The organism is Phytohabitans kaempferiae (genome assembly GCF_042433955.1).
In the GTDB taxonomy this organism is placed as follows: Bacteria; Actinomycetota; Actinomycetes; order Mycobacteriales; family Micromonosporaceae; genus Phytohabitans; species Phytohabitans kaempferiae.
The window spans coordinates 77,616-98,034 of sequence record NZ_JBHLUH010000020.1 but is presented as its reverse complement, the minus strand read 5'-3'; the positions used below and the strand labels follow the sequence as shown (position 1 = coordinate 98,034).

The following is a 20,419-nucleotide window of genomic DNA, read 5'->3' as shown; positions in this document are numbered from 1 at the left end:
AATTCCGCAACGAAGCCTTGACAGGGCCTCCGTGGCGCACAGATTCTGTGAACGCTCACAGAGACTCAACTCACACTGCTTCCCCTTCGAGTGAACTCAAGGAGGGCACCCCCAATGACTCAGCAGCTCCCGCTCGGGCGGCGCGGCTTCCTCAAGGGCATCGCCACCATCGGCGCGGCCGCCACGCTGCCCACCTTCCTCGCGGCCTGCGGCGGCGACGACGAGGAGTCGACCCAGCCGCAGGGCGACCCCGACGCCCCGGCCAACCTGACGTTCTGGACCTGGGCCGCCAACATCGAGAAGGTCGTCGAGATCTGGAACGCCAAGAACCCCACGCAGAAGGTGACGGTCAGCAACCAGGCACAGGGCGACGAGCTGATCACCAAGACGCTCACCGCGCACCGGGCCGGCAACGCGCCCGACCTGATCCAGGCCGAGTACCAGGCGCTGCCCGTGCTCATCACCAACGGTGTGGCCGCCGACCTCACCTCGCTCGCCGACAGCGTCAAGGGCGAGTTCACGGAGGGTACGTGGGCGCTGACCTCGTTCGGCGGCAAGGCGTACGCCATCCCCCAGGACGTCGGCCCGATGATGCTCTACTACCGCGAGGACCTGTTCCAGCAGCTCGGCCTCACGGTGCCGAAGACCTGGGACGACTTCGCCGCCGTGGCGCGGCAGGTGCGGCAGAAGGACCCGAAGCGCTACCTCGCGACGTTCTCCTCCGGCGACCCGGGCTGGTTCGCCGGCCTCGCCGAGCAGGCCGGCGCCAACTGGTGGGTCAACGACGGCGGCACCTGGACGGTGACCATCAACGACGAGGCGACCAGGAAGGTGGCCTCGTTCTGGGGCGGGCTGGTCAACCAGGACGTCCTCTCCGGCAAGCCGATGTACACGCCGGAGTGGAACAAGGCGATGAGCGACGGCACGCTGCTGGCCTGGCCGAGCGCGATCTGGGGCGCCGGCGTGCTGGAGGGCGTCGCGCCGGCCACCAAGGGCAAGTGGCGCATGGTGCCGCTGCCGCAGTGGGACGCGGCCGCACCGGCCACCGGCTACTGGGGCGGCTCGGCGACCGCCATCTCCAGCAAGTCGTCGCAGCGGGCGCAGGCGGAGAAGTTCGTGCGGTGGCTCAACACCGACCCGGAGGCGCTCGACGCGCTGATCCGCGAGGGCGGCATCTACCCGGCCGCCACCAAGGGCCAGGCCAGCCCCGAGCTGAGCAAGGCGCCGGCGATGATGCCCAACCAGCCGTCGTTCTTCACCGAGGCCGCCGAGATCGCCAAGACCGCGCGCGGCTTCAACTGGGCGCCCAACGTCAACGTGACGTACGGCCAGTACAACGACATCTTCGCCAAGGCCATCCAGGACAGGTCCGACTTCGCCGCCGCCGTCGACGCGATCCAGGCCGCCTCCGTCGCCGACCTCAAGAAGCAGGGCTTCCAGGTCGAGGAGGCGTGAGTGGTCGCCGCCACCACGGTCCGCCGCCGCCGGCCCAGCCGGCGCGGCGGCCCCACCCCGTACGTGCTGGTCGCCCCGGCCGTCGTGCTGCTCGTGCTCTTCCTGCTGGTGCCGATCGGATACACCGTGTACCTGAGCCTGCGCGCCTCCCGGGTCACCGGCGGCGGGCTCGGCCTCCGCAAGGAGCAGTTCGTCGGGCTGGCCAACTACGCCAGCGTGCTCACCGACTCGGCCTACCTCGACGGGCTGCTGCGCATGCTCCTGTACGGCGTGATCGTCGTGCCGTCGATGCTCGGGCTGGCGCTGCTCTTCGCGCTGCTGCTGGACACGCCGCGGGTCCGGCTCCGCGCGTTCTCCCGGATCGGCATCTTCCTGCCGTACGCGGTGCCGGGCGTGATCGCCTCGCTGCTGTGGGGCTTTCTCTACCTGCCCGGCGTGAGCCCGTTTCGGGACGCGTTCGAGCTGGTGGGGCTCCCCGCGCCCGACTTCCTCGCGCCGGGGAGCGTGCTCTTCTCGGTCGCCAACATCGGCGTGTGGGGCGGTGTCGGCTTCAACATGATCGTGCTCTTCACGGCCCTGCGCGGCGTGCCCCAGGAGATGTACGACGCGGCGCGCATCGACGGCGCCGGTGAGCTGCAGATCGCGCTCCGCGTGAAGATCCCGCTGATCATGCCGGCGATCATCATGGCCGGCATCTTCGCGATGATCTCCACGCTCCAGGTCTACACCGAGCCGGCCACGCTCCAGCCGCTCACCGACACCGTCTCCTCCACCTGGGTACCGCTGATGACGATCTACCGGGACGCCTTCATCAACGCCGACCTCCACAGCGCCGCGGCGGCGTCGGTGGTGCTCGCCATCGGCACGCTCGTCGTGTCGCTCGGCGTACTCACGCTGCTGCAACGGCGCGCGTTCGGGAGTGACCGATGAGCGAGCGGATCATCACCACGCGACGGCCCGAGCTGGCGGTGCGGACCGCGCCGCGCGGCTCGGCGCGGCCCCGCACCCGCTGGCTCCCGACCGCGCTGCTGCTGCTCGGCGCCGCGTACTGCCTCACGCCTGTGCTCTGGGTCGCGATCGCGGCGACCAAGGGGCCGAGCGAGCTGTTCAGCACGTTCTCGTTCTGGCCCAGCTTCCACGGCGGCTTCCGGTACAACATCACGCACCTGCTCGCCTTCCGCGACGGCGTGTTCCTGCGGTGGGCGCTCAACAGCCTGCTGTACGCGGGCGTCGGCGCGGTGCTCTCGGTCGGCGTCTCCACCATCGCCGGGTACGCGCTGGCCAAGTACCGCTTCGTGGGGCGCGAGCTGATCTTCATGACGATCCTCGCCGGCGTACTCGTCCCGCAGATCACGCTCGCCGTGCCGCAGTACCTGCTGATGTCCCAGCTCGACCTGGTCAACTCGTACTGGTCGGTGCTGCTGCCGAGCATCATCAGCCCGTACGGCATCTACCTGTCCCGCATCTACGCCGCCTCGGTGGTCTCCGACGACATGCTGGAGGCCGGGCGGATCGACGGGGCGGGCGAGTACCGGCTGGCGTGGAAGGTCGGGCTGCCGCCGATGATCCCGGGCATGGTCACGCTGCTGCTGCTCCAGTTCGTGGCGATCTGGAACAACTTCCTGCTGCCGTACATCATGATCTCCGACGACGGCCGCTTCCCGATGACCGTGGGCCTATTCACGATGCTCAACCAGGGCGCCAGCCAGCCTGCGCTGTACTCCCTGGTGGTCATGGGCGTCTTCCTCTCCGTGCTGCCGCTGGTCGCGCTCTTCCTGTTCCTCCAGCGGTACTGGCGGCTCGACCTGGTGAGCGGGGGCGTGAAGGGATGAGAGCGCAGACAGGTGGTGCGCACCGGCGCGGTGCCGCGACCCGGGCCGTGGCCAGCGTGGAAAACTGAGTGTGATGAGCGGGAACGGGAGGGGCAGGTAGTGGCCGAGGCGACGAACGCGCGTCACAATCCCTTGGACGCGGCCCAGCCCCACCCCAAGTCCCGAGGTGCCGCCCGCCGTGCGATGCGCCGGGGGCCGACGATCGACGACGTGGCGGAGGTCGCCGGCGTCTCCCGGGGCACGGTCTCCCGCGTGCTCAACGGCGCGCGGTACGTCAGCCCCGCCGCGCTCAAGGCGGTCGAGCGGGCGGTGCGCACCACGGGCTACACCGTCAACCAGAGTGCCCGCAGCCTGGTCACCAAGCAGTCCAACGCGGTCGCGTTCGTCCTGTCCGAGCCGCAGGAGCGCCTCTTCGAAGACCCCAACTTCAGCGTGCTGCTGCGCTGCTGCACGCAGGCGCTCGCCGAGCACGACATCAGCCTCATCCTGATGCTGGAGTCCAGCGACGCCGAGCGCGACCGCGTCCTGCGATACGTCCGGGGCGGCCACGTCGACGGCGTGCTGCTCATCTCGGCCCACTCCGGCGACCCGGTCATCGCCGACCTGGCGCGCGGCGTGGTGCCGGCGGTGGCGTGCGGCAAGCCCGGGGGAGCGGACGCCGCGATCCCGTACGTGGCGGCCGAAGACCAGGAGGGCGCCCGCCAGATGACCCGCCACCTGGTCGCCCAGGGCCGCAAGCGGATCGGCATGATCGCCTGCACGCAGGTGGTGGGCGGGCAGGAGAGGCTCCAGGGATACCGCGACGTGCTGGGCCGTCGGGCGCTCAAGCGGCTCGTGGTGCACACCTCCGACTACAGCTTCGCGGCGGGCGCGGCGGCCATGCGCGAGCTGCTCGCCGAGAGCCCCGACATCGACGCCGTCTTCGCCGCGTCCGACCTGCTCGCCGCCGGCGCGCTCGCCGAGCTGCGCCGGGCCGGCCGCAGCGTGCCCGGCGACGTCGCGGTGGGCGGCTTCGACGACTCCCGCATCGCCCGCGAGACCGACCCGCCCCTGACCACGATCCGCCAGCCGCTGGAACGCGTCGCCGCCGACATGGTCGACGTCCTGCTCCGCCTCATCCGCCGCGAGCCAGCCTCGTCCCGCCTGCTTCCCACGGAGCTGGTCCTGCGCGAGTCCGCGTAGCCCCGGCGCGGTCGTTTCGCGCTAGCGTCTCGGCCATGGACCCTGCGGCAGACAGTGACCGGGTCGCCGCCTCGCTCGCCGGCTGGCTGGCCGAGCTGAGGTTCGCCGACCGGACCGCCGACGAGGTCACCGCGGCGCTCGCGGACGCGGTGGTGGCGTGGGCGGTGGGCCAGGGATGGCGGGCGTACCGCCGGGCGCCGAGCGTGGTGCCGCTGCCGCCGCCGTTCGCCCACCGGCACTCGTGGATCGACGTCGGTTGCGCCCGCCCCGGGGCCGCGCCGATCGCCGTCGAGATCGACCGTACCGACCGGCGGCGCAGCGTCGACAAGCTGCTGGCCGAGGCGGAGGCCGGGCGGGTCGCGCTCTGGGTCCGCTGGGGCACGGGGCCCTTCGCGGCGCCGCCCGCTCCGGTCCGGATGGTGACCTGCGAGGTGACCTCGCGCCGGGGCGGGGCGGAGCACCGCTACACGCGGCAGCTGGCCCCCGAGCGGCCCGCGCCCGAGCACTCCGCCACCGGCCTGACCGCCGGCGAGCAGACCGACCTCTTCGCCGGCCCGGGGTAGGGGCGCCCCGGTTATCTATCAAACCGGTTTGATGTATCGTGCGGGGCGTGGGCGAGGCCGGTGTGGCGCCGCCGGTGTTCCTGGCGCTGGCCGGGCATCCGGTGCGGTGGCGGCTGCTCGTCGAGCTGGCGCGCAGTGACCGGCAGGTGCACGAGCTGACCGACCTGGCGGGCGAGCCGCAAAGCCTCGTCTCGTACCACCTGGGGAGGCTGCGGGCGGCCGGCCTGGTGTCCGTGCGGCGCAGCGCCGCCGACGGGCGCGTGGTCTTCTACTCGGTCGACCTGGTCCGCTGTGGAGCGTTGCTCTCCGCGGCGGGCGCCGCGCTGCACCCGGCCCTGGGGCTGGTGCCGCCACCGCCGGCCGCGCGCCCGCCGGCGGGCGCCGTGCTCTTCCTCTGCACCGGCAACAGCGCGCGCTCGCAGATGGCCGAGGCGCTGATGCGGCAGGCCGAGCCGGGCGCGCGCGTGCGCAGCGCGGGCAGCCATCCCAAGCCGCTGCATCCGTATGCGGTGCGGGCGATGGCCGAGCGGGGGATCGACCTCTCCGGGGGGCGCAGCAAGCACCTGGACGAGTTCGCCGGCGAGCGTTTCGGGCACGTGGTGACGTTGTGTGACCGTGTTCGCCTGGTGTGCCCGGCCTTCGCGGGCCAGCCGGAGCTGGTCCACTGGAGCCTCCCCGACCCGGCCCGCGAGGGCGACGGCTACACCGCGTTCGTGCGTACGGCCGGTGAGCTGAGCGTGCGGATCCATCACCTGCTGCACCGCGTCCCCCCGGCGTCCACTGTGGAGGCATGATGTCCAGCCAGCCCGCCGCACCGGCAACATGACCGAGGCCGAGCCGATGGCACCGGTGCCCGCCGCCGGAGCCCGTCCCACGGCGAGCCTCGCCACGGTCCTCAAGGAGTGGGGGCGGATCGGCTGCATCGGCTTCGGCGGGCCGCCGACCCACATCGCGCTGCTCCGCGAGCTCTGCGTCGACCGGCGCCGCTGGCTGGACGACGAGGCGTTCGAGGACGCGGTGGCGGCGTGCAACCTGCTGCCCGGCCCGGCCTCGACCCAGCTCGCCATCTTCTGCGCCTGGCACGTGCGGGGCCGGCTCGGCGCGGTGGTCGGCGGCGTCGCGTTCATCGGGCCGGGCCTGGTGGCGATCCTCGCCCTCGCGGCGCTCTTCCTGGGCGGCTCGCCCCCGCTGTGGGTCGCCGGTGCCGGGGCCGGCGCCGGGGCGGCGGTCGCGGCCGTCGCCGTACACGCGGGGGTCGGCCTCCTCCCACCGAGCTGGCAGCGCATCACCTCGCGGGCCCGCCGCGCGCGCTGGCTGGCCTATCTCGCCGTGGGGCTGGCCGGCGCGGCGCTGGTCGGCCCGTGGCTGGTCCTGCTGCTGCTCGCCTGCGGCGCGGTCGAGGTGGTCTCGCAGCGGGCGCGGCGACCGGCCGGCACCGCGGCGGCGCACGTGCCGCTCCCGGTGCTGGCCGTGGCCGGGATCGGCGGTGGCGTGCTGCTGCCGCTCGCCTGGGTCGCGCTGAAGGTCGGCGCCCTCTCCTACGGCGGCGGCTTCGTCATCATCCCGCTGATGCGGGCCGACGCGGTGGAGCGCTACGGCTGGATGACCGACGGCCAGTTCCTCAACGCGGTCGCGCTCGGGCAGATCACGCCCGGCCCGGTCGTGCACACCGTCGCCGCGGTCGGCTTCGCCGCCGCCGGTGTGGGCGGAGGGCTGCTGGCGGCGGCGGTCGCGTTCGGGCCGTCGTTCGCGTTCGTCCTGCTCGGCGCGCACCGGTTCGACCGGCTGCGCGGCAATCCGACCGTGCGCGCGTTTCTCGACGGTGCCGGACCGGCCGCGATCGGCTCGATCCTCGGCTCGGTCATCCCGCTCACCGCCGCGCTCAGCGAGCCCTGGCAGTACGCGGTCGCGGCCGGCGCCGCGCTCCTGCTCCTCGCCGCCCGGCGCGGCGTGGTCACGACCCTGCTCTGCGCCGCCGCCGTCGGCGTGGTGATCGCCCTGGCCGGCGGCCCGCTCCCCGCGTGAGCCGACGTCGCGCACAGGGTCCGGGCCGTCCGTGGCGATCCGTCGTCTGGTCGCCACGGACGCGCCGCGGGACCGCGCTCAGCTGCGCTGCTGCCGGGGGAGCACCACCTCGCGGACGATGAGCTGGATCGCGGCCACGGCCGGGATGGCGATGAGCGCGCCGACCACGCCGAGCAGGGCGATGCCGAGCAGGGCGGCCAGGATGGCGGCGAGGTCGCTGACCTTGACCGCGCGGCGCATCACCTTGGGGTAGATGACGAAGTTCTCCAACTGCTGGTAGACGATGAAGAAGACCACGCAGGCGATACCGACGGTGACCGAGCTCGTGGCGAAGCCGACCGCGCTGACCACGACCGCGCCGAGGGTCGCGCCGACCTGGGGGATGAGGTCGCAGACGGCGACGACGACGGCGAGCGCGAACGGGTACGTCACGCCGACGATCACCAGGAAGAGCCAGGTGGTGGCGCCGGCGATCAGGGCGATGGCGAGCGCGCCGGCCATGAAGGCGCCGACCTTCGCGAGGATCTCGTCGCCGATCGCCTGCGCGCGCTCGCGGCGCGAGGCGGGCACGAGCTTGTACGCGCCGAGCCGCAGCCGGTCGAAGGCGGCCAGGAAGTAGATGGTCAGCACGACCACGGTCAGGACGTTGAAGACCGCGCCGAAGACGACCTGGGCGCCGCCGAGCACGCCGCCGGCCGCGCGGGTCACGTTGGAGGCCGTGGCGGCGGACTGCAGGCGGTCGATGATCTGGTACTGGTCGTTGAGCTCGCGCAGGGTCTCGCTGCGCCGCATCTGGTCGATGTACTCGGGCAGGTTGTCCAGCAGCGCGCCGGTCTGCGTGACCACCGGCGGGACCAGCGCGAGCAGCGCGCCGCCGAGCAGGACCAGGACGCCGACGCCGACGCTGGTCACGGCCAGGGCCCGGGGGAGTCCCCAGCGCTGGAGCCGTACGACGGCGGGGTTGAGGCCGATCGCGAGGAAGAGCGCGATGAAGATCAGGATGAGGATCGACGCGGCGTCCTGGATGACCAGGAAGAAGGTGTAGGCGAGCAGCAGGCCGAGGCCGCCGGTGAGGCCGATCACGAACGGTGACCGGCCCAGCGGCGCGCCCGGCCGGCCGAACTGGGCCGAATCCTCCGGGGCGGTGCCCTCGGCCGGCGGAGCGTCGGTGGCGGGGCCGCCCGGCTCGCCCGGCCGCTGCCCGGGGAGCTGCTCCGCGGTCGCCGACGAGCTTTCTGGGGAGTTGTCCGGTTCGTGAGCGATGGTCGGCGCCTTGTCAGACACCTGGTCACCTCCGTGGCGTGTCGGCGGCGGGACCGCCGCTGACCGGCAGGGTAGTGAACGCGAGCACCCGCGCACCGCCCGTGACACGCCATCGCCCGTACGGGTGATTCGAGGCGCCTCCCAGCGGGCTCCCAGAAACGGCCCGTATCCTGTCTCGCGAGGGGAGTACCTCGCCAAGATCGTTCCGGTCAATACGGGCATGTCACCCCGCCCTCGGGACGCCGCCCGCCCTGTGCGGGTGAGGGAGACCTCGGATGGTGCCATGTGTCCGAGGAAAGGATCTTGCGGGGTGTTGGAGTCAATCGGTTCGCCGCTGCTCTGGGCGGTGACCATCACCGTTCTGCTCGTGCTCCTGGCGCTGGACTTCGCGGTCACGCGGCGCCCACATGAGGTGCCGATGCGCGAGGCCGTCGCCTGGTCTGTCTTCTACCTGGCGCTGCCGGTGATCTTCGGTGTGCTGCTCTGGTGGGGCTACGGCGGCGCGCCCGCGGTGGAGTTCTTCACCGGATACGTCGTGGAGAAGTCGCTCTCGGTCGACAACCTGTTCGTGTTCATGCTGCTGCTGTCCGCGTTCGCCGTGCCGTCGGCGCTCGCCCAGCGCGTGCTGCTGTACGGCATCATCGGCGCCCTGGTGCTGCGGGCGATCTTCATCGCGGCCGGCGCCGCGGTGATCGCCAGCGGTGCGTGGGCGTTCCTGCTCTTCGGCGGCGTGCTGCTGGTGACCGCGGTGAAGGTGATGCGCGACGCGGTCCGCGGCACCGAGCACCACATCGACATCGACAACATGCGCTCGGTGCGGCTGATGCGCCGGCTGATGCCGGTGACGCGCGAGTACCACGGTTCGCGGCTGACCGTACGGGAGGCCGGCCGGCGCGCGTTGACGCCGATGGCCCTGGTGGTCGCGGCGGTGTTCATGACCGACGTGGTCTTCGCGGTCGACTCCGTCCCCGCCGTGTACGGCGTGACCGAGGACCCCTACCTGGTGTTCGTCACCAACGCGTTCGCGCTGCTGGGGCTCCGCGCCCTGTACTTCGTGCTGCGCAACGCGCTGGCCAGCCTCCGGCACCTCAACCACGGCCTGGGGCTGATCCTGGCGTTCATCGGCGTCAAGCTGGTGCTGCACTGGGCGCACGGGGTCTGGACCTGGGTCCCGGAGGTGCCCACGCTGGCCTCCCTGGGGGTCATCCTCGCGACGCTGGCCACGGTCACCCTCACCAGCGTCGCCGCCAACCGCCGCGACCGCCGGGCCGCGCTCTCCCACCACTGACCGGCATCCGGACCGGAGGGCCACTGGTGTGGGCCATCTCGCACTGGCTACGGTGAAGGTTCCCCCGGGACCCTGGCGAGGAGGATGCGGGCGGTCGTGGACGGCTATTGGCTACAGGTAGCACTCGTCCTTGTCCTGGTGTTTGTCAACGCGGCGTTCGCGGGCAGCGAGATGGCACTGGTGTCGCTGCGCGAGTCGCAGATCCGCCGCCTCGAGCGGGGGTCGCGGGGCGGCCGGGTGCTGGCACGGCTGGCCCGGGACCCAAACCGGTTCCTGGCCACCATCCAGATCGGGATCACGCTGGCCGGCTTCCTGGCCTCGGCGGCCGCGGCGGTGTCGCTGGCCCGGCCGCTGGTCGGCCCGCTCGGCTTCCTCGGCGGCGCGGCCGAGCCGGCGGCGATCGTACTGGTCACGATCGTGCTGAGCTTCGTGACGCTGGTGCTGGGCGAGCTGGCGCCGAAGCGGATCGCGATGCAGCGCGCGGAGGGCTGGTCGCTGGTGGCCGCCCGCCCGCTGGACGCGCTCTCGGCCCTGTCCCGGCCGGTGGTGTGGCTGCTGGGGCGCGCCACCAACCTGGTCGTGCGGCTGGCCGGCGTCGATCCGAGTGCGACCCGCGAGGAGGTGACCACCGAGGAGCTGCGGGACATGGTCGCCGCCCAGCGGAGCATCTCGCCGGACCAGCGGCTGATCATCAGCGGGGCGTTCGAGGTGGCCGAGCGGATCCTGCGGGAGATCCTGGTGCCCCGGCGCGAGGTGTTCACACTGCCCGCCGGCACCCCCGCCGACCAGGCGTTGCGCGACCTGGCGGCGTCGGGGCAGACCCGGGCGCCGGTGGTCGGCCCGTCCGGGCTCGACGACGTGGTCGGCGTGGTGCACCTGCGCGACCTGCTCGACAAGGGCGGCACGGTGGCCGAGCAGGCTCACCCCGGGCTGTTCATGCCGGACACGCTGAAGGTGACCGAGGCGATCCGGCAGATGCGCCAGCAGCGCCAGCAGTTCGCCCTCGTGGTCAACGAGCGCGGCGCGATCGACGGCATCGTCACGATGGAAGACCTGGTCGAGGAGATCGTCGGCGAGATCTACGACGAGACCGACCGCGACGTGCAGGCCGTGGTGCGCGAGCCCAACGGAACGATGCTGCTGGCCGGCGGCTACCCGATCCACGACCTGCCGGACATCGGCATCGACCTGCGCCACGACGAGGACAGCGGCGACTACACGACCGTCGCCGGGCTGGTGCTGAGCCGGCTGGGGCACATCCCCACCGCGCCGGGCGAGACGGTCCGGCTGGACGGCTTCACCGCCGAGGTGGTCGAGATCAGCGGCCGGGCGATCACGAAGGTGCGGCTCCTTCCGGTCCGCGCCCTCGCGCCGCAGGCCGAGGAGGCGGCCGACCGGGCCGGCGGTTAGCGCTCAGCCAAGCGCCCCCAGCAGCTGCTGGCAGGCCTGCTCGGCGCGCCGGCACGCCTCGGCGCAGACCCGGCAGTGCTCGTGCATGGCCGAGTGCCGCTCGCACTCCATCGCGCAGGCGCCCAGCGCGGCGGTGCACGCCTGTACGGTCCGCAGCGCCACGACCGCGTCGAAGCCGGTGGGCCGGGACAGCATGTTGCCCGTGGTGGTGCAGAGGTCGGCGCAGTTGAGGTTGAGGCTGGCGCAGCGCACCAGGTGGGCGACCATCTCCTCGGCCAGGCAGGCGTCCGCGCACGCGGTGCAGGTCTGCGCGCAGTCGAAGCACGCCTCGATGCAGGCGGTCACCAGTTGGCGGTCGACCCCGGCCAGGCCGTCCGGATGGGTCTCCAACATCGCTGTCGCGTGGCCCATGACGTTCTCCCTCCGCTTCGTGGCTGTCGTCTCCGGACGGGTACCCGCGCCGCCGTTGGGGTAACTGGTCGGCAGGGACGCGGGTCCGCACGAGCGGCCTCGGTCGCCCGCGGGCACGCGGCTGTCCGGCGCGAGCGAGGTGGGGCGCCAGCGGCGCCCCACCTCGCATGTGTTTGTCACCTCGCTACCGGAGCCAGGGCTGCCGGCGGACGAGCGGCAGCCGCGCCCACCACCGGCCGAGGCCGAGGGTGGTGCCGGCGCCGACGAGGGCGAGCCCGGGCGGTGGATTCGTCGCCGGCCGGGCGGGCGGCGTCTACGCGGGCGGCTCGACTCCGGCCCGGAGGTCGCCGAGGAGCTGTGCCTGGTTGGCGAGGACCTCGGTGAGGATGCGCCGGGCGACCGCGAGCAGCTCGGCGACCTGGGGGCTGACGAGCGAGTAGTACACGGCCGACCCGTCGCGCCGGGTCACGACCAGGTTGGCTCGGCGGAGGACGGCCAGTTGCTGGGAGAGGTGTGCGGCCTCGATGCCGATCTCGGGGAGCAGCTCGGAGACGGCGTGCTCGCGTACGGCGAGGAGCTCCAGTACGCGGATGCGGGCGGGGTGTCCGAGAGTCTTGAAGAACTCGGCTTTGACCTGGTACAGCGGCGCGCTCACGGGACCACCCCTCTCCGGGGGACACGCTACGGGGCCGCTCCCGGGTCCGGGCCATCCGCGCCGGCCGGGGGTCCGAAGAGGCCGTGGCGGAGCAGGCGCTGGTTGGCGGCGCTGCGCCGGGCGAGCACCTCGGGGTCGAACATCGGCCGGTCGAGGCTGGGCTGCATGACCGGCTCCAGCAGCAGCGGGCCGAGGATCAGGCAGAGCATCTGAAACGGCGCCCACTCCAGGTCGAGGCCCGCCGGGTCGGTGCCCTCGGCGGCGACGAGCCGGTCGAGCTCGGCGCGGGCACCGGCGAGCAGCCGGGCGAAGAGGGCGGCGCTGGCCGGGCTCGCGTCCTGGAGCACGCGCCGCAGGTAGCCGCGCAGGACCGGGTCGGCGCCGAACATGCGGGCCGACACCGCGCCGACGGCGGCCATCACGTCGCCGCCGGTGTCGACGTCGCGGAGGGCGGCACCGACGCGGCCGAGCACCTCGTCGTCGACCGCCGCGCGCAGCCCCTCCTTGGAACCGAAGTGGTGGATCACCAACGCCGGCGACAGCCCGGCCGAGGCGGCCACCGCCCGCGCCGAGGTGGCCTCGAAGCCCTTCTCGGCGAAGAGCCGGAGCGCGGCCTCGCGGAGGCGGGCCCGGCCGGTCAGGTCCGGCGACAGCGTCATGCCCCGAACCGTATGCCACGCGCCCCGCCCGCTCCGCCCCGCTGCCCGCCGGGCTCAGGGTCATCCCGGAGATCGGGTTTCCGGGGGTCCACCTGACCCGAGGCTGAACATGTGTTTAGTAGGCTGAACACATGTATAGTGTTGCGCAGGCGTCACCCGATTCGCCAGCCCGGACCCGCCCCTATCTGCACTACCTCGACAACCTGCGGGTCGCGATGATCCTGCTGGTCGTGGTGCACCACGCCGCCCAGGCGTACGGGCCGCCGGACTGGTGGTACGTGCAGGACGACCGGAGTGCCGGTGCGCTGGCCACGCTCTCGGCGGTCGGCGGGGCGTTCCGGATGAGCCTGCTGTTCTTCGTCGCCGGCTTCCTCGTACCTCACGCGGCCGACCGCCGGGGCGCCTGGGGCTTCGCCCGTGGCCGGCTCCGGCGCCTCGGCATCCCGTTCCTGGTCGGCGCGGCCACGATCATCCCGGTGCTGATGTACGTCTACTACTCCGAGTACCGCGGCTACCCGCCGATCTCCTTCGGTCGCTACTACCTCGACGTGTTCCTCGGCTTCGGCGAGGAGCCGGCGGACTGGACCGGACCGATCTGGCCGGACCTCCAGTTCGGGCACCTGTGGTTCATCCAGAACCTGCTCGTGATGAGCCTGCTCTACCTCGTGGCCCGCGCGCTCGCCCGCCTCGCCCGCCGGGTCCGGCCCCGGGCGGAGCGGCCGGAGCGACCGGCCTGGACGCCGGGGCACCGCGCGCTCGTCGCCTTCACCGTCGTACTCGCCGCCGTCGCCTTCGCCATCCGGATCCGCTACCCGCTGGACGAGTGGGTACCGGTGGCCGAGTTCATCCAGGCCGAGCCGGCGCGGCTGGCGCAGTACGTGGCGTTCTTCGCCGCCGGGATCGTCGCGTACCGGCGGGACTGGCTGAGCCGGCTGCCCCGCCGCGTGGGCTACGTCTGGCTGGCCGCCGGCCTCGCGGTGACGGCGGCCCTGTTCGTCACCGGTACCGACACGTCGTACTTCGCCACCGGCGGCGCGAGCTGGGCCTCGGCCTGCTGGACGCTGGTCGAGACGGTGCTCTGCGTCGGGCTCAGCGTGGGGCTGCTCACCCTGTTCCGGGACGTGGCGACCGGGCACAACCGGCTCAGCCGGGCGATGGCCGACAGTTCGTACACGATCTACATCATCCACTTGCCGATCGTGGTGGCCCTCCAGTTCGCGTTCGTCCACACCGGCCTGCCCGCGCTGGCCGCCTTCGCGGTCGTCTCCGCGCTCGCGGTGGTGGCCAGCATCGTCGCCGCGGTGCTCAGCCGCCGGGTCCCGGTCCTCCGCGCACTTCTGTGAACGGGGATGATGGCTCTCGGCGATACTTCAGAAACCGCCCGTAGCGTCGCGGGCGAAGGCCCGTAGACCGTTTCCGATCGGAGCCCACCATGGCCGATGGCGCCGCCACCGCCACGCGTCACAAAGCCCCGCTGTGGGCGAAGGTGGCGGTCGTCCTCGGCGCGCTGCTGATGGTGACGAGCGGCGCCGTGATCGTCGGCTCCCGGCTGCTGATCTCCCGAGTCACCTCCGACATCACCCGCGCGACGCTGATCGAAGGGGTGGCCGGGGCGGGAGCCGGGGGCAACGACATCGACGGGCCGGTCAACCTGCTGCTGGTCGGCCTCGACGAGCGCGAGGGGAGAGACGAGGAGGGCGCCCGCTCGGACACGATCATCATCCTGCACATTCCGGCCAGCCACGACCAGGCATACCTGGTCTCGATCCCGCGAGACGCCCGGGTCGACGTGCCGGCGTACCCGAAGAACGGCTACGCCGGCGGCACGACGAAGATCAACGCGGCGTTCGCGGCCGGATACGAGGGGCCCGGCACCGAGCTGGAGAAGCGGGCGCGCGGCTTCGACCTGCTGGCCAAGACGATCAACTCCCGCACCGGCATCACGTTCAACGGCGCCGCGATCATCGACTTCCCCGGCTTCGAGGCGGTCGTCGAGGAGCTGGGCGGCGTCGACATGTGCGTCGACACGCGGGCCGAGTCGATCCACATCGGCGTGACCCCGGAGGGCGAGCTGGTCCGCGGCTGGTACCAGGAGGACGTCGGCCTCCAGGGCCTGCCGCCCGGCGCGAAGCCGCTGGTCCACGAGACGGGCTGCCGGCGGATGTCGGCGATCGAGGCGCTCGACTACGCCCGGATCCGCAAGAGCCTGCCCGACGGCGACTACGGCCGCCAGCGCCACCAGCAGCAGCTGCTCAAGGCGATCGGCAAGGAGGCGACCAGCAAGGGCATGCTCATCGACCCCGGCCGGCTCGACCGCGTGATCAAGGCGGCCGGCAAGGCGTTCGTGCTGGACACGCAGGGCGTACCGGTCGAAGACTTCCTGTTCACGTTCCGCGGGCTGGCCGCCAACGACCTCGTCCTCGTCAAGACCAACGCCGGAGAGTTCGCCTCCGAGACCATCGACGGTCAGAGCTTCGAGCACCTGACCCCGGACACCATGCGGATGCTCTCCGCAGTCCGCGACGGCTCGCTGCCCGGCTTCCTCATGGCCAACCCCGCGTTCGTCGCCACCACCGAGTGATCCGCGGCGACGGTCCTCTCCCCAGCACCGGCGTGGCTTTCAGCAGACTCACAGAAACCGTTGCTACGGTGCTGGCCGCGTCAACCATGCCGGTGGGCATGACCGGGTGGGCGGCGTCGCCTCGCGCGACGCCGCCCACCTTGTTGACTGGACCGCTGCCCCGCAGGCCCGATCGGACCGGTGAGACACGTGGAACTTCTGGCCAGCCCAGAGATCTGGATCGCGTTCGCGACCCTGTTGCTGCTCGAGATCGTCCTTGGCATCGACAACGTCGTGTTCATCTCGATCCTGGCCGGACGCCTGCCGGAGCACCAGCAGGCCCGCGCCCGCACCATCGGCCTCTCGCTGGCCCTGATCACGCGGCTGCTCCTGCTGGCGTCACTCTCCTGGGTGATCGGGCTGACCGCGCCCATCTTCACCGTCGCCGGGCACGAGATATCCGGCCGTGACCTGATCCTGATACTCGGCGGCCTCTTCCTGCTCGCCAAGGCGACGTACGAGATCCACCACAGCCTCGAGGGCGCCGAGCAGGGCCCGGGCCGCAAGGCCGCCTCGTTCGCCAGCGTCATCGTGCAGATCCTGCTGCTCGACGTGGTGTTCTCCCTCGACTCGGTGATCACCGCGGTCGGCATGGTCGAGCACCTCTCCGTGATGGTCGCCGCCGTCGTCGTCGCGATGGCCGTGATGCTGGTCGCCGCCGGCCCGGTGAGCCGCTTCGTCAACGAGCACCCCACCGTCAAGATGCTCGCGCTGTCGTTCCTGCTGTTGATCGGCGGCAGCCTCATCGCCGAAGGGCTCGACCAGCACATCCCCAAGGGGTACGTGTACGGGCCGATCGCGTTCTCCATCTTCGTGGAGTTCCTCAACCTCCGCTTCCGGTCGGCCCAGAAGCGGGCGCAGGCCAAACCGGTGCAGCTCAACCCCCGGTACCCCGCGACCAAGGCGGCGACGGAGAGCGAGCGCAGCGTGTCCGAGCAGTCCTGACCGATCGTTGGCTCGCCGGCGTCTCCGGGTCGGCTGACGCGTTGCCGGTCCGGTGGCGACACGCGGCCGCCACCGGACCGGCGTGCGTCTACTTCGTCGCCGGCCGGTACCGCACGCTCACCTCGGCCGTCGGATCGTCCGCGCCGACGCGGTGGAGGTAGATCGGGCTGCCGCCGATGTGCTCGTACAGCCGGATGCCCTGCCCCAGCAGCACCGGCGCGATGTGCAGGTCGATCTCGTCGAGCAGTCCCCGCTGGAGGAGCTGGCGGCCGATGTCCGGCGACAGCACCTCCACGTTCTTGCCGCCGGCCGCCGCCAGCGCGATCCGCACCGCCTCGGCCAGGTCGCAGTCGAGGAACGTGACGCGGTCGGCCGGCTCGGCGTCCTCCGGGTGGTGGGTCATCACGAAGACCTGCCCGGTGAAGGCCCCGCCGTAGACGTTGTCGGCGCCGGGGAACGCGTCCCAGCCGCGCCGGCCACCGAGCACCGCCCCGGTCGTGGCGACGTACGGGTCGACCAGGCCGGGCTGCATCGAGATTCCGGTCATCATCCAGCTCATGTCGTGGTCGGGTCCGGCCACGAATCCGTCCAGGGACATGGTGAAGTGCCACAGGACCTTGCCGTCGGCGGTCTGTGGTGCGAAGTCGTTCATGCCGTTCTCCTCGCGGTGATCGCTTCTCGTACACATGTGAGACGGCAACCACCGCGAAACCTCATCGGTCGGGTCTCATCGGTACAGGCGCGGCGGCAGACCGAACGCCGGCGGATGGTGGCCGGCGGCGCGCCGAATGGGGGCGGGCACGGATGGTGTCAACGCGGCCCGCCGGCCGACCATTGGGTACACCGCCGGCCGCGCAGGGCATACCGCGGTCGCGGTCACCGATTGCGGGTGAGGATGCATGGAGCGGCTGGACGGGCACGTGTGCCGCCGCGCACGGCCCCCGTGCCGTGGCCGGCCGCGTTCATGGGCACCGCGACACGCCGCGTCGGTATGGGAGCGGCCGCCGGGCCGGCCGGGCGGTGGGCGCCCCGCCGGCCGGCGGTCGCGACCCGCTCCGCCCGCGCGCCGCCGCCCCCGGATGCTGGGCTGGCTGGCGCCGCTGCTCGGCTACCTCGTCACCGCGCTGCTCCACCGGCTGCGGCGGCTCGGCTCCGGCGCTGCACCATCGGTTCGACCACACGCGCGGCAAGTGGCGCGACGATCGCCAGGATCAGTACGTACGCGGCGGCGAGCGGTCCCAGGCTGGCGTGCGCGCCGGCGGCGACCGCGAGTCCGGCGATCACGATGTTGAACTCACCGCGCGGGATCAGCGCCGCTCCCGCCCGGGCCCGCCCGGTGCGGCCGATGCCGGCCCGCCGGGCGACCCACCAGCCGGTGGCGAACTTGGTCGCCATCCCGGCCACCGCGAGCAGCAGCGCGAGCCCGACGACCGGCGGCAGGTCGGCGGGGTTGGTGGAGAGGCCGAAGAACACGAAGAAGACGGCCGCGAACAGGTCGCGCAGCGGGCTGAGCAGGTCGCGGGCGGTGTGCGCGAGCGGCCCGGAGAGTGCGATGCCGACCAGGAACGCGCCGACCGCGGCGGAGACCTGGAGGCTCTGCGCGATGCCGGCGACCAGCACGGTCAGGCCGAGCACCTTCAGCAGCAGCACCTCCTGGCTGGGACTGTCCACAAAGGCCTCGACGGCGCGGCCGAAGCGCAGCGCCACGAAGAGCACGACGGAGACGGTGCCGGCCGCGACCGCGAGCGCCACCGAGCCGCCGAGCAGCCCGGTGCCGGCGAGGACCGCGGTGAGGATCGGCAGGTACAGCGCCATCGCCAGGTCTTCCATCACCAGCAGCGACAGCACCACCGGCGTCTCCCGGTTGCCGATCCAGTCCAGATCGGACAGTACCTTCGCGGCGATGCCGGACGAGGTGACGTACGTGACGCCGCCGAGGACCAGCGCCGCCACCGGTCCCCAGCCGAGCACGACGGCGAGGATGACCCCGGGCGCGGCGTTGAGCACCAGGTCGACCAGCCCGCCGACGGCGGAGGTGCGCAGGGTGCCGACCAGTTCCGGTGCGGTGTACTCCAGGCCGAGCGTGAACAGCAGCAGGATCACGCCGATCTCCGCGCCGGTGGCGATGAACTCCTCGGTGGCGCCCAGCGGCAGCAGCCCGCCCTGGCCGAAGGCCAGTCCGGCGAGCAGGTACAGCGGGATCGGGGAGATCTGGAACCGGATGGCGAGCGCGCCCAGCAGGCCCAGACCGAGCAGTACCGCGCCGAACTCGACCAGCAGCAGCGAACCGTGCACGCGGTCAGCCCCGCGCCAGGATGTCGGCGACCGCGGCGGTGCCGTCGGCCGTGCCGACCGCCACCACGATGTCCGTGGCCTGGAAGCGGAAGTCGGGGCGCGGGCTGGCGATGACGTCGTGGCCGCGCACGACCGCGACGATCGACGCCGCGGTGCGGGTCCGCGCGCGCGTGTCGCCGAGGGTACGGCCGTCGTAGGGAGTGCCGGGGACGATCGGGATCTGCGCCGTCACCAGCCCGTCGACCTGGCGGTGCAGCTCGCTGATCCGCTCCACGACGCGGGCCGAGCCGAGCAGCTCGGCCATGCCGTCCGCCTCCTCGGCGTTGAGCGTCAGGGTCACCGCGGCGGTGTCCGGGTCGTGCCGGTCGTAGACCACCACCTCCCGCCGCCCGGTGCGGTGCGACACGATGCCGACCCGCCGGCCCCGCTCGGTGACGAACTCGTGACGCAGCCCGATGCCCGGCAACGTGGTGCGCTGCACCTCCAACGCCAACCCCTCTCCCCAGATCCGGGCACGAACCATCGGCTCCGGACGCATTGGTTTTCGGCATCGATCTGCTTACACGACGGCGATCACCGTTTCAACGGAAACCGGTGAGGGAGAGGCGACAAACACGAAACCTACTCCCGACGCAGGCCAGAAATGGGTGTCAGCACGTATTGCGCGACCGAGCCCTGGCCGGTAACGGTACGGACCACCCCCGACGCGAAACGACATCAGGAGCGCGATGTCCCCCTATTCCGAGTCCACCTATTCCGACGAACTGGTGGGCCGGGCACTGCACGCCCGGGACCACCGGCCGGTCGGGCGGATCACCGCCGTGTACCGGTATCCCGCCGAGCTGGACGCGCCCTGCGGCGCGGTCGCCGTCAGCGCCGGACTGCTGCGCGGTTCGTACATCGTCGACCTGGCGCAGGCGCGGGTCGTCGACGGTGTCCTGACCGTGCCGCACGACCGGCGCACCATCAGCAGCGCGCCCCGCTTCCGGCCGCTGCCGGACAACACGCTCTCCCCGGGCGACGCCGCCCGGGTGCGCGAGCACTACCGGATCGCCGGTCCTTAGTGCTCGCCGCCGTCGAGGTGGCGGGTCAGGGCGTCGATGCCCGCCGCCGTGCCGGTGGCCACGATGGTGTCCGAGGCGCGCAGGGTGGTGTCCGCACTCGGCCAGCCGACCAACTGTCCATCCCGGATGATCGCGAGTACGCGAGTGTCGGGGGTCTCCAGCACCGAGAGGCGCTGGCCGTCGGCGGGCGAGCCGCTGAGCACCTTGAGCCGCACCAGGCTCGGCTGGTCGGCGGAGGGGTCGACGTGGTCCACGGTGACGACCGGATGGAGCAGGTCGACCAGGTGGTGCGCCTCGTCCGCGTCGAGCGTGGCGGCGCGGTGCACGGCGTGCGGGTCGTCGTCGCGGTAGAGGGCGAGGGTGCGCTGGCCGTCCCGGCGCTGGATGACACCGACCCGCTGCCCGGCCCGCGTGGTGAACGCGTGCAGCGTGCCGATGCCGGGGAGCTCCTGCCGGTCGATCCGCATCCGTTCGCCTCCTCTGTGGACGGTGGGCCGGCGGCTGTCGCGGCCACGACGGTGTAGACCTGCCATGCTCGCTCGCGTACCGCCTGGCCGACCATCGGTACCCGTACCCAAATCCGGGTGCGGCGGCCACGCAGACGCGGTGCGTGGCCCCACGGACGGTGGCCGACCGGGGTGGGTCCGCCCGCCAATGTGGGTGTCGCCACGGATGGACAGTCACCGCCACCGTCGCCACGCTGGCGGTGACTGGCCGCCGGTCAGCGACGCGCCCCCGACGTCGAGGCAGCC

General features: G+C 72.3%; 21 protein-coding genes. 13 read left to right on the top strand and 8 right to left on the bottom strand.

Features of this window, described 5'->3' with window-relative positions; translation table 11 throughout:
• Window positions 1-114: 114 nt before the first annotated feature.
• The 7 genes from ACFFIA_RS13970 to chrA all read left to right on the top strand — a co-directional run bounded on the left by ACFFIA_RS13970 (window position 115) and on the right by chrA (window position 7,057).
• Entirely contained in the window at window positions 115-1,455 is a 1,341-nt protein-coding gene (locus tag ACFFIA_RS13970) for an ABC transporter substrate-binding protein (protein WP_377250753.1), read from the top strand.
• Window positions 1,456-2,385 carry a carbohydrate ABC transporter permease gene (locus ACFFIA_RS13965; RefSeq protein ID WP_377250750.1) on the top strand — a complete coding sequence of 310 codons (930 nt, stop codon included), beginning with the start codon at window positions 1,456-1,458 and terminating at the stop codon, window positions 2,383-2,385.
• Window positions 2,382-3,287: a carbohydrate ABC transporter permease gene (locus ACFFIA_RS13960; protein ID WP_377250747.1), complete on the top strand. Its 906-nt coding sequence runs from the start codon at window positions 2,382-2,384 to the stop codon at window positions 3,285-3,287. Before ACFFIA_RS13965 ends, ACFFIA_RS13960 begins: the two co-directional genes overlap by 4 nt.
• A gap of 99 nt (window positions 3,288-3,386) precedes the next feature.
• On the top strand, window positions 3,387-4,469 hold the full coding sequence (locus tag ACFFIA_RS13955) for a LacI family DNA-binding transcriptional regulator (RefSeq protein WP_377250745.1): 1,083 nt from the start codon (window positions 3,387-3,389) through the stop codon (window positions 4,467-4,469).
• A gap of 35 nt (window positions 4,470-4,504) precedes the next feature.
• A complete protein-coding gene (locus ACFFIA_RS13950; RefSeq protein WP_377250743.1) occupies window positions 4,505-5,032 on the top strand; it encodes a hypothetical protein in 528 nt (175 codons plus the stop codon).
• A gap of 47 nt (window positions 5,033-5,079) precedes the next feature.
• Window positions 5,080-5,826, top strand: coding sequence for an arsenate reductase/protein-tyrosine-phosphatase family protein (locus ACFFIA_RS13945; RefSeq protein WP_377250740.1), 747 nt, complete (start codon window positions 5,080-5,082; stop codon window positions 5,824-5,826).
• 28 nt (window positions 5,827-5,854) lie between these two features.
• Complete coding sequence (chrA, locus tag ACFFIA_RS13940; RefSeq protein ID WP_377250737.1) at window positions 5,855-7,057, top strand: chromate efflux transporter; 1,203 nt, start codon at window positions 5,855-5,857, stop codon at window positions 7,055-7,057.
• Window positions 7,058-7,135: 78 nt separating this feature from the next.
• Here the strand turns inward: chrA and ACFFIA_RS13935 are convergent, their stop codons facing one another.
• Window positions 7,136-8,341 (bottom strand): AI-2E family transporter, encoded by a 1,206-nt coding sequence (locus tag ACFFIA_RS13935; protein WP_377250735.1) that lies wholly within the window; start codon window positions 8,339-8,341, stop codon window positions 7,136-7,138.
• A 262-nt stretch (window positions 8,342-8,603) separates the two neighbouring features.
• Here ACFFIA_RS13935 and ACFFIA_RS13930 point away from each other — a divergent pair, with 262 nt between their 5' ends.
• Window positions 8,604-9,608, top strand: a complete 1,005-nt coding sequence (locus ACFFIA_RS13930) for a TerC/Alx family metal homeostasis membrane protein (RefSeq protein WP_377250767.1) — start codon at window positions 8,604-8,606, stop codon at window positions 9,606-9,608.
• Between the two features lie 84 nt (window positions 9,609-9,692).
• Entirely contained in the window at window positions 9,693-11,018 is a 1,326-nt protein-coding gene (locus ACFFIA_RS13925; protein WP_377250733.1) for a hemolysin family protein, read from the top strand.
• Window positions 11,019-11,021: 3 nt separating this feature from the next.
• Here the strand turns inward: ACFFIA_RS13925 and ACFFIA_RS13920 are convergent, their stop codons facing one another.
• The 3 genes from ACFFIA_RS13920 to ACFFIA_RS13910 all read right to left on the bottom strand — a co-directional run bounded on the left by ACFFIA_RS13920 (window position 11,022) and on the right by ACFFIA_RS13910 (window position 12,743).
• Window positions 11,022-11,429 carry a four-helix bundle copper-binding protein gene (locus tag ACFFIA_RS13920; RefSeq protein WP_377250730.1) on the bottom strand — a complete coding sequence of 136 codons (408 nt, stop codon included), beginning with the start codon at window positions 11,427-11,429 and terminating at the stop codon, window positions 11,022-11,024.
• A gap of 313 nt (window positions 11,430-11,742) precedes the next feature.
• Window positions 11,743-12,084 carry an ArsR/SmtB family transcription factor gene (locus ACFFIA_RS13915; protein ID WP_377250727.1) on the bottom strand — a complete coding sequence of 114 codons (342 nt, stop codon included), beginning with the start codon at window positions 12,082-12,084 and terminating at the stop codon, window positions 11,743-11,745.
• A gap of 26 nt (window positions 12,085-12,110) precedes the next feature.
• The gene (locus tag ACFFIA_RS13910; RefSeq protein ID WP_377250724.1) at window positions 12,111-12,743 is read right to left on the bottom strand and encodes a TetR/AcrR family transcriptional regulator; all 633 of its coding nucleotides are present in this window, start codon (window positions 12,741-12,743) and stop codon (window positions 12,111-12,113) included.
• A 131-nt stretch (window positions 12,744-12,874) separates the two neighbouring features.
• Here ACFFIA_RS13910 and ACFFIA_RS13905 point away from each other — a divergent pair, with 131 nt between their 5' ends.
• The 3 genes from ACFFIA_RS13905 (at window position 12,875) to ACFFIA_RS13895 (ending at window position 16,308) form a co-directional block, all read left to right on the top strand.
• Complete coding sequence (locus tag ACFFIA_RS13905; RefSeq protein ID WP_377250722.1) at window positions 12,875-14,086, top strand: acyltransferase family protein; 1,212 nt, start codon at window positions 12,875-12,877, stop codon at window positions 14,084-14,086.
• 89 nt (window positions 14,087-14,175) lie between these two features.
• A complete protein-coding gene (locus ACFFIA_RS13900) occupies window positions 14,176-15,324 on the top strand; it encodes an LCP family protein (RefSeq protein ID WP_377250720.1) in 1,149 nt (382 codons plus the stop codon).
• Window positions 15,325-15,504: 180 nt separating this feature from the next.
• Window positions 15,505-16,308 (top strand): TerC family protein, encoded by an 804-nt coding sequence (locus ACFFIA_RS13895; RefSeq protein WP_377250718.1) that lies wholly within the window; start codon window positions 15,505-15,507, stop codon window positions 16,306-16,308.
• Between the two features lie 88 nt (window positions 16,309-16,396).
• Here the strand turns inward: ACFFIA_RS13895 and ACFFIA_RS13890 are convergent, their stop codons facing one another.
• The 3 genes from ACFFIA_RS13890 to ACFFIA_RS13880 all read right to left on the bottom strand — a co-directional run bounded on the left by ACFFIA_RS13890 (window position 16,397) and on the right by ACFFIA_RS13880 (window position 19,096).
• Window positions 16,397-16,960: a dihydrofolate reductase family protein gene (locus ACFFIA_RS13890; protein ID WP_377250715.1), complete on the bottom strand. Its 564-nt coding sequence runs from the start codon at window positions 16,958-16,960 to the stop codon at window positions 16,397-16,399.
• A gap of 464 nt (window positions 16,961-17,424) precedes the next feature.
• Window positions 17,425-18,603 (bottom strand): cation:proton antiporter, encoded by a 1,179-nt coding sequence (locus tag ACFFIA_RS13885; RefSeq protein WP_377250712.1) that lies wholly within the window; start codon window positions 18,601-18,603, stop codon window positions 17,425-17,427.
• Between the two features lie 4 nt (window positions 18,604-18,607).
• Window positions 18,608-19,096, bottom strand: coding sequence for a cation:proton antiporter regulatory subunit (locus tag ACFFIA_RS13880; RefSeq protein ID WP_377250709.1), 489 nt, complete (start codon window positions 19,094-19,096; stop codon window positions 18,608-18,610).
• A 235-nt stretch (window positions 19,097-19,331) separates the two neighbouring features.
• Between ACFFIA_RS13880 and ACFFIA_RS13875 the strand changes: the two genes are divergently transcribed.
• Window positions 19,332-19,667: a hypothetical protein gene (locus tag ACFFIA_RS13875; RefSeq protein ID WP_377250706.1), complete on the top strand. Its 336-nt coding sequence runs from the start codon at window positions 19,332-19,334 to the stop codon at window positions 19,665-19,667.
• Here the strand turns inward: ACFFIA_RS13875 and ACFFIA_RS13870 are convergent.
• The gene (locus ACFFIA_RS13870; RefSeq protein WP_377250704.1) at window positions 19,664-20,134 is read right to left on the bottom strand and encodes a TrkA C-terminal domain-containing protein; all 471 of its coding nucleotides are present in this window, start codon (window positions 20,132-20,134) and stop codon (window positions 19,664-19,666) included. The two genes, ACFFIA_RS13875 and ACFFIA_RS13870, sit on opposite strands and share 4 nt — an antisense overlap.
• Window positions 20,135-20,419: the final 285 nt, after the last annotated feature.

Bases quoted from the DNA above. Each gene is read 5' to 3' on its own strand.
- ACFFIA_RS13925 (WP_377250733.1), top strand. From the start codon at position 9,693: ATGCGGGCGGTCGTGGACGGCTATTGGCTACAGGTAGCACTCGTCCTT.
- ACFFIA_RS13875 (WP_377250706.1), top strand. From the start codon at position 19,332: ATGTCCCCCTATTCCGAGTCCACCTATTCCGACGAACTGGTGGGCCGG.
- ACFFIA_RS13910 (WP_377250724.1), bottom strand. From the start codon at position 12,743: ATGACGCTGTCGCCGGACCTGACCGGCCGGGCCCGCCTCCGCGAGGCC.
- ACFFIA_RS13890 (WP_377250715.1), bottom strand. From the start codon at position 16,960: ATGAACGACTTCGCACCACAGACCGCCGACGGCAAGGTCCTGTGGCAC.
- ACFFIA_RS13920 (WP_377250730.1), bottom strand. From the start codon at position 11,429: ATGGGCCACGCGACAGCGATGTTGGAGACCCATCCGGACGGCCTGGCC.
- chrA (WP_377250737.1), top strand. From the start codon at position 5,855: ATGACCGAGGCCGAGCCGATGGCACCGGTGCCCGCCGCCGGAGCCCGT.
- ACFFIA_RS13900 (WP_377250720.1), top strand. From the start codon at position 14,176: ATGGCCGATGGCGCCGCCACCGCCACGCGTCACAAAGCCCCGCTGTGG.
- ACFFIA_RS13870 (WP_377250704.1), bottom strand. From the start codon at position 20,134: ATGCGGATCGACCGGCAGGAGCTCCCCGGCATCGGCACGCTGCACGCG.
- ACFFIA_RS13905 (WP_377250722.1), top strand. From the start codon at position 12,875: ATGTATAGTGTTGCGCAGGCGTCACCCGATTCGCCAGCCCGGACCCGC.
- ACFFIA_RS13950 (WP_377250743.1), top strand. From the start codon at position 4,505: ATGGACCCTGCGGCAGACAGTGACCGGGTCGCCGCCTCGCTCGCCGGC.
- ACFFIA_RS13960 (WP_377250747.1), top strand. From the start codon at position 2,382: ATGAGCGAGCGGATCATCACCACGCGACGGCCCGAGCTGGCGGTGCGG.
- ACFFIA_RS13930 (WP_377250767.1), top strand. From the start codon at position 8,604: ATGTGTCCGAGGAAAGGATCTTGCGGGGTGTTGGAGTCAATCGGTTCG.
- ACFFIA_RS13970 (WP_377250753.1), top strand. From the start codon at position 115: ATGACTCAGCAGCTCCCGCTCGGGCGGCGCGGCTTCCTCAAGGGCATC.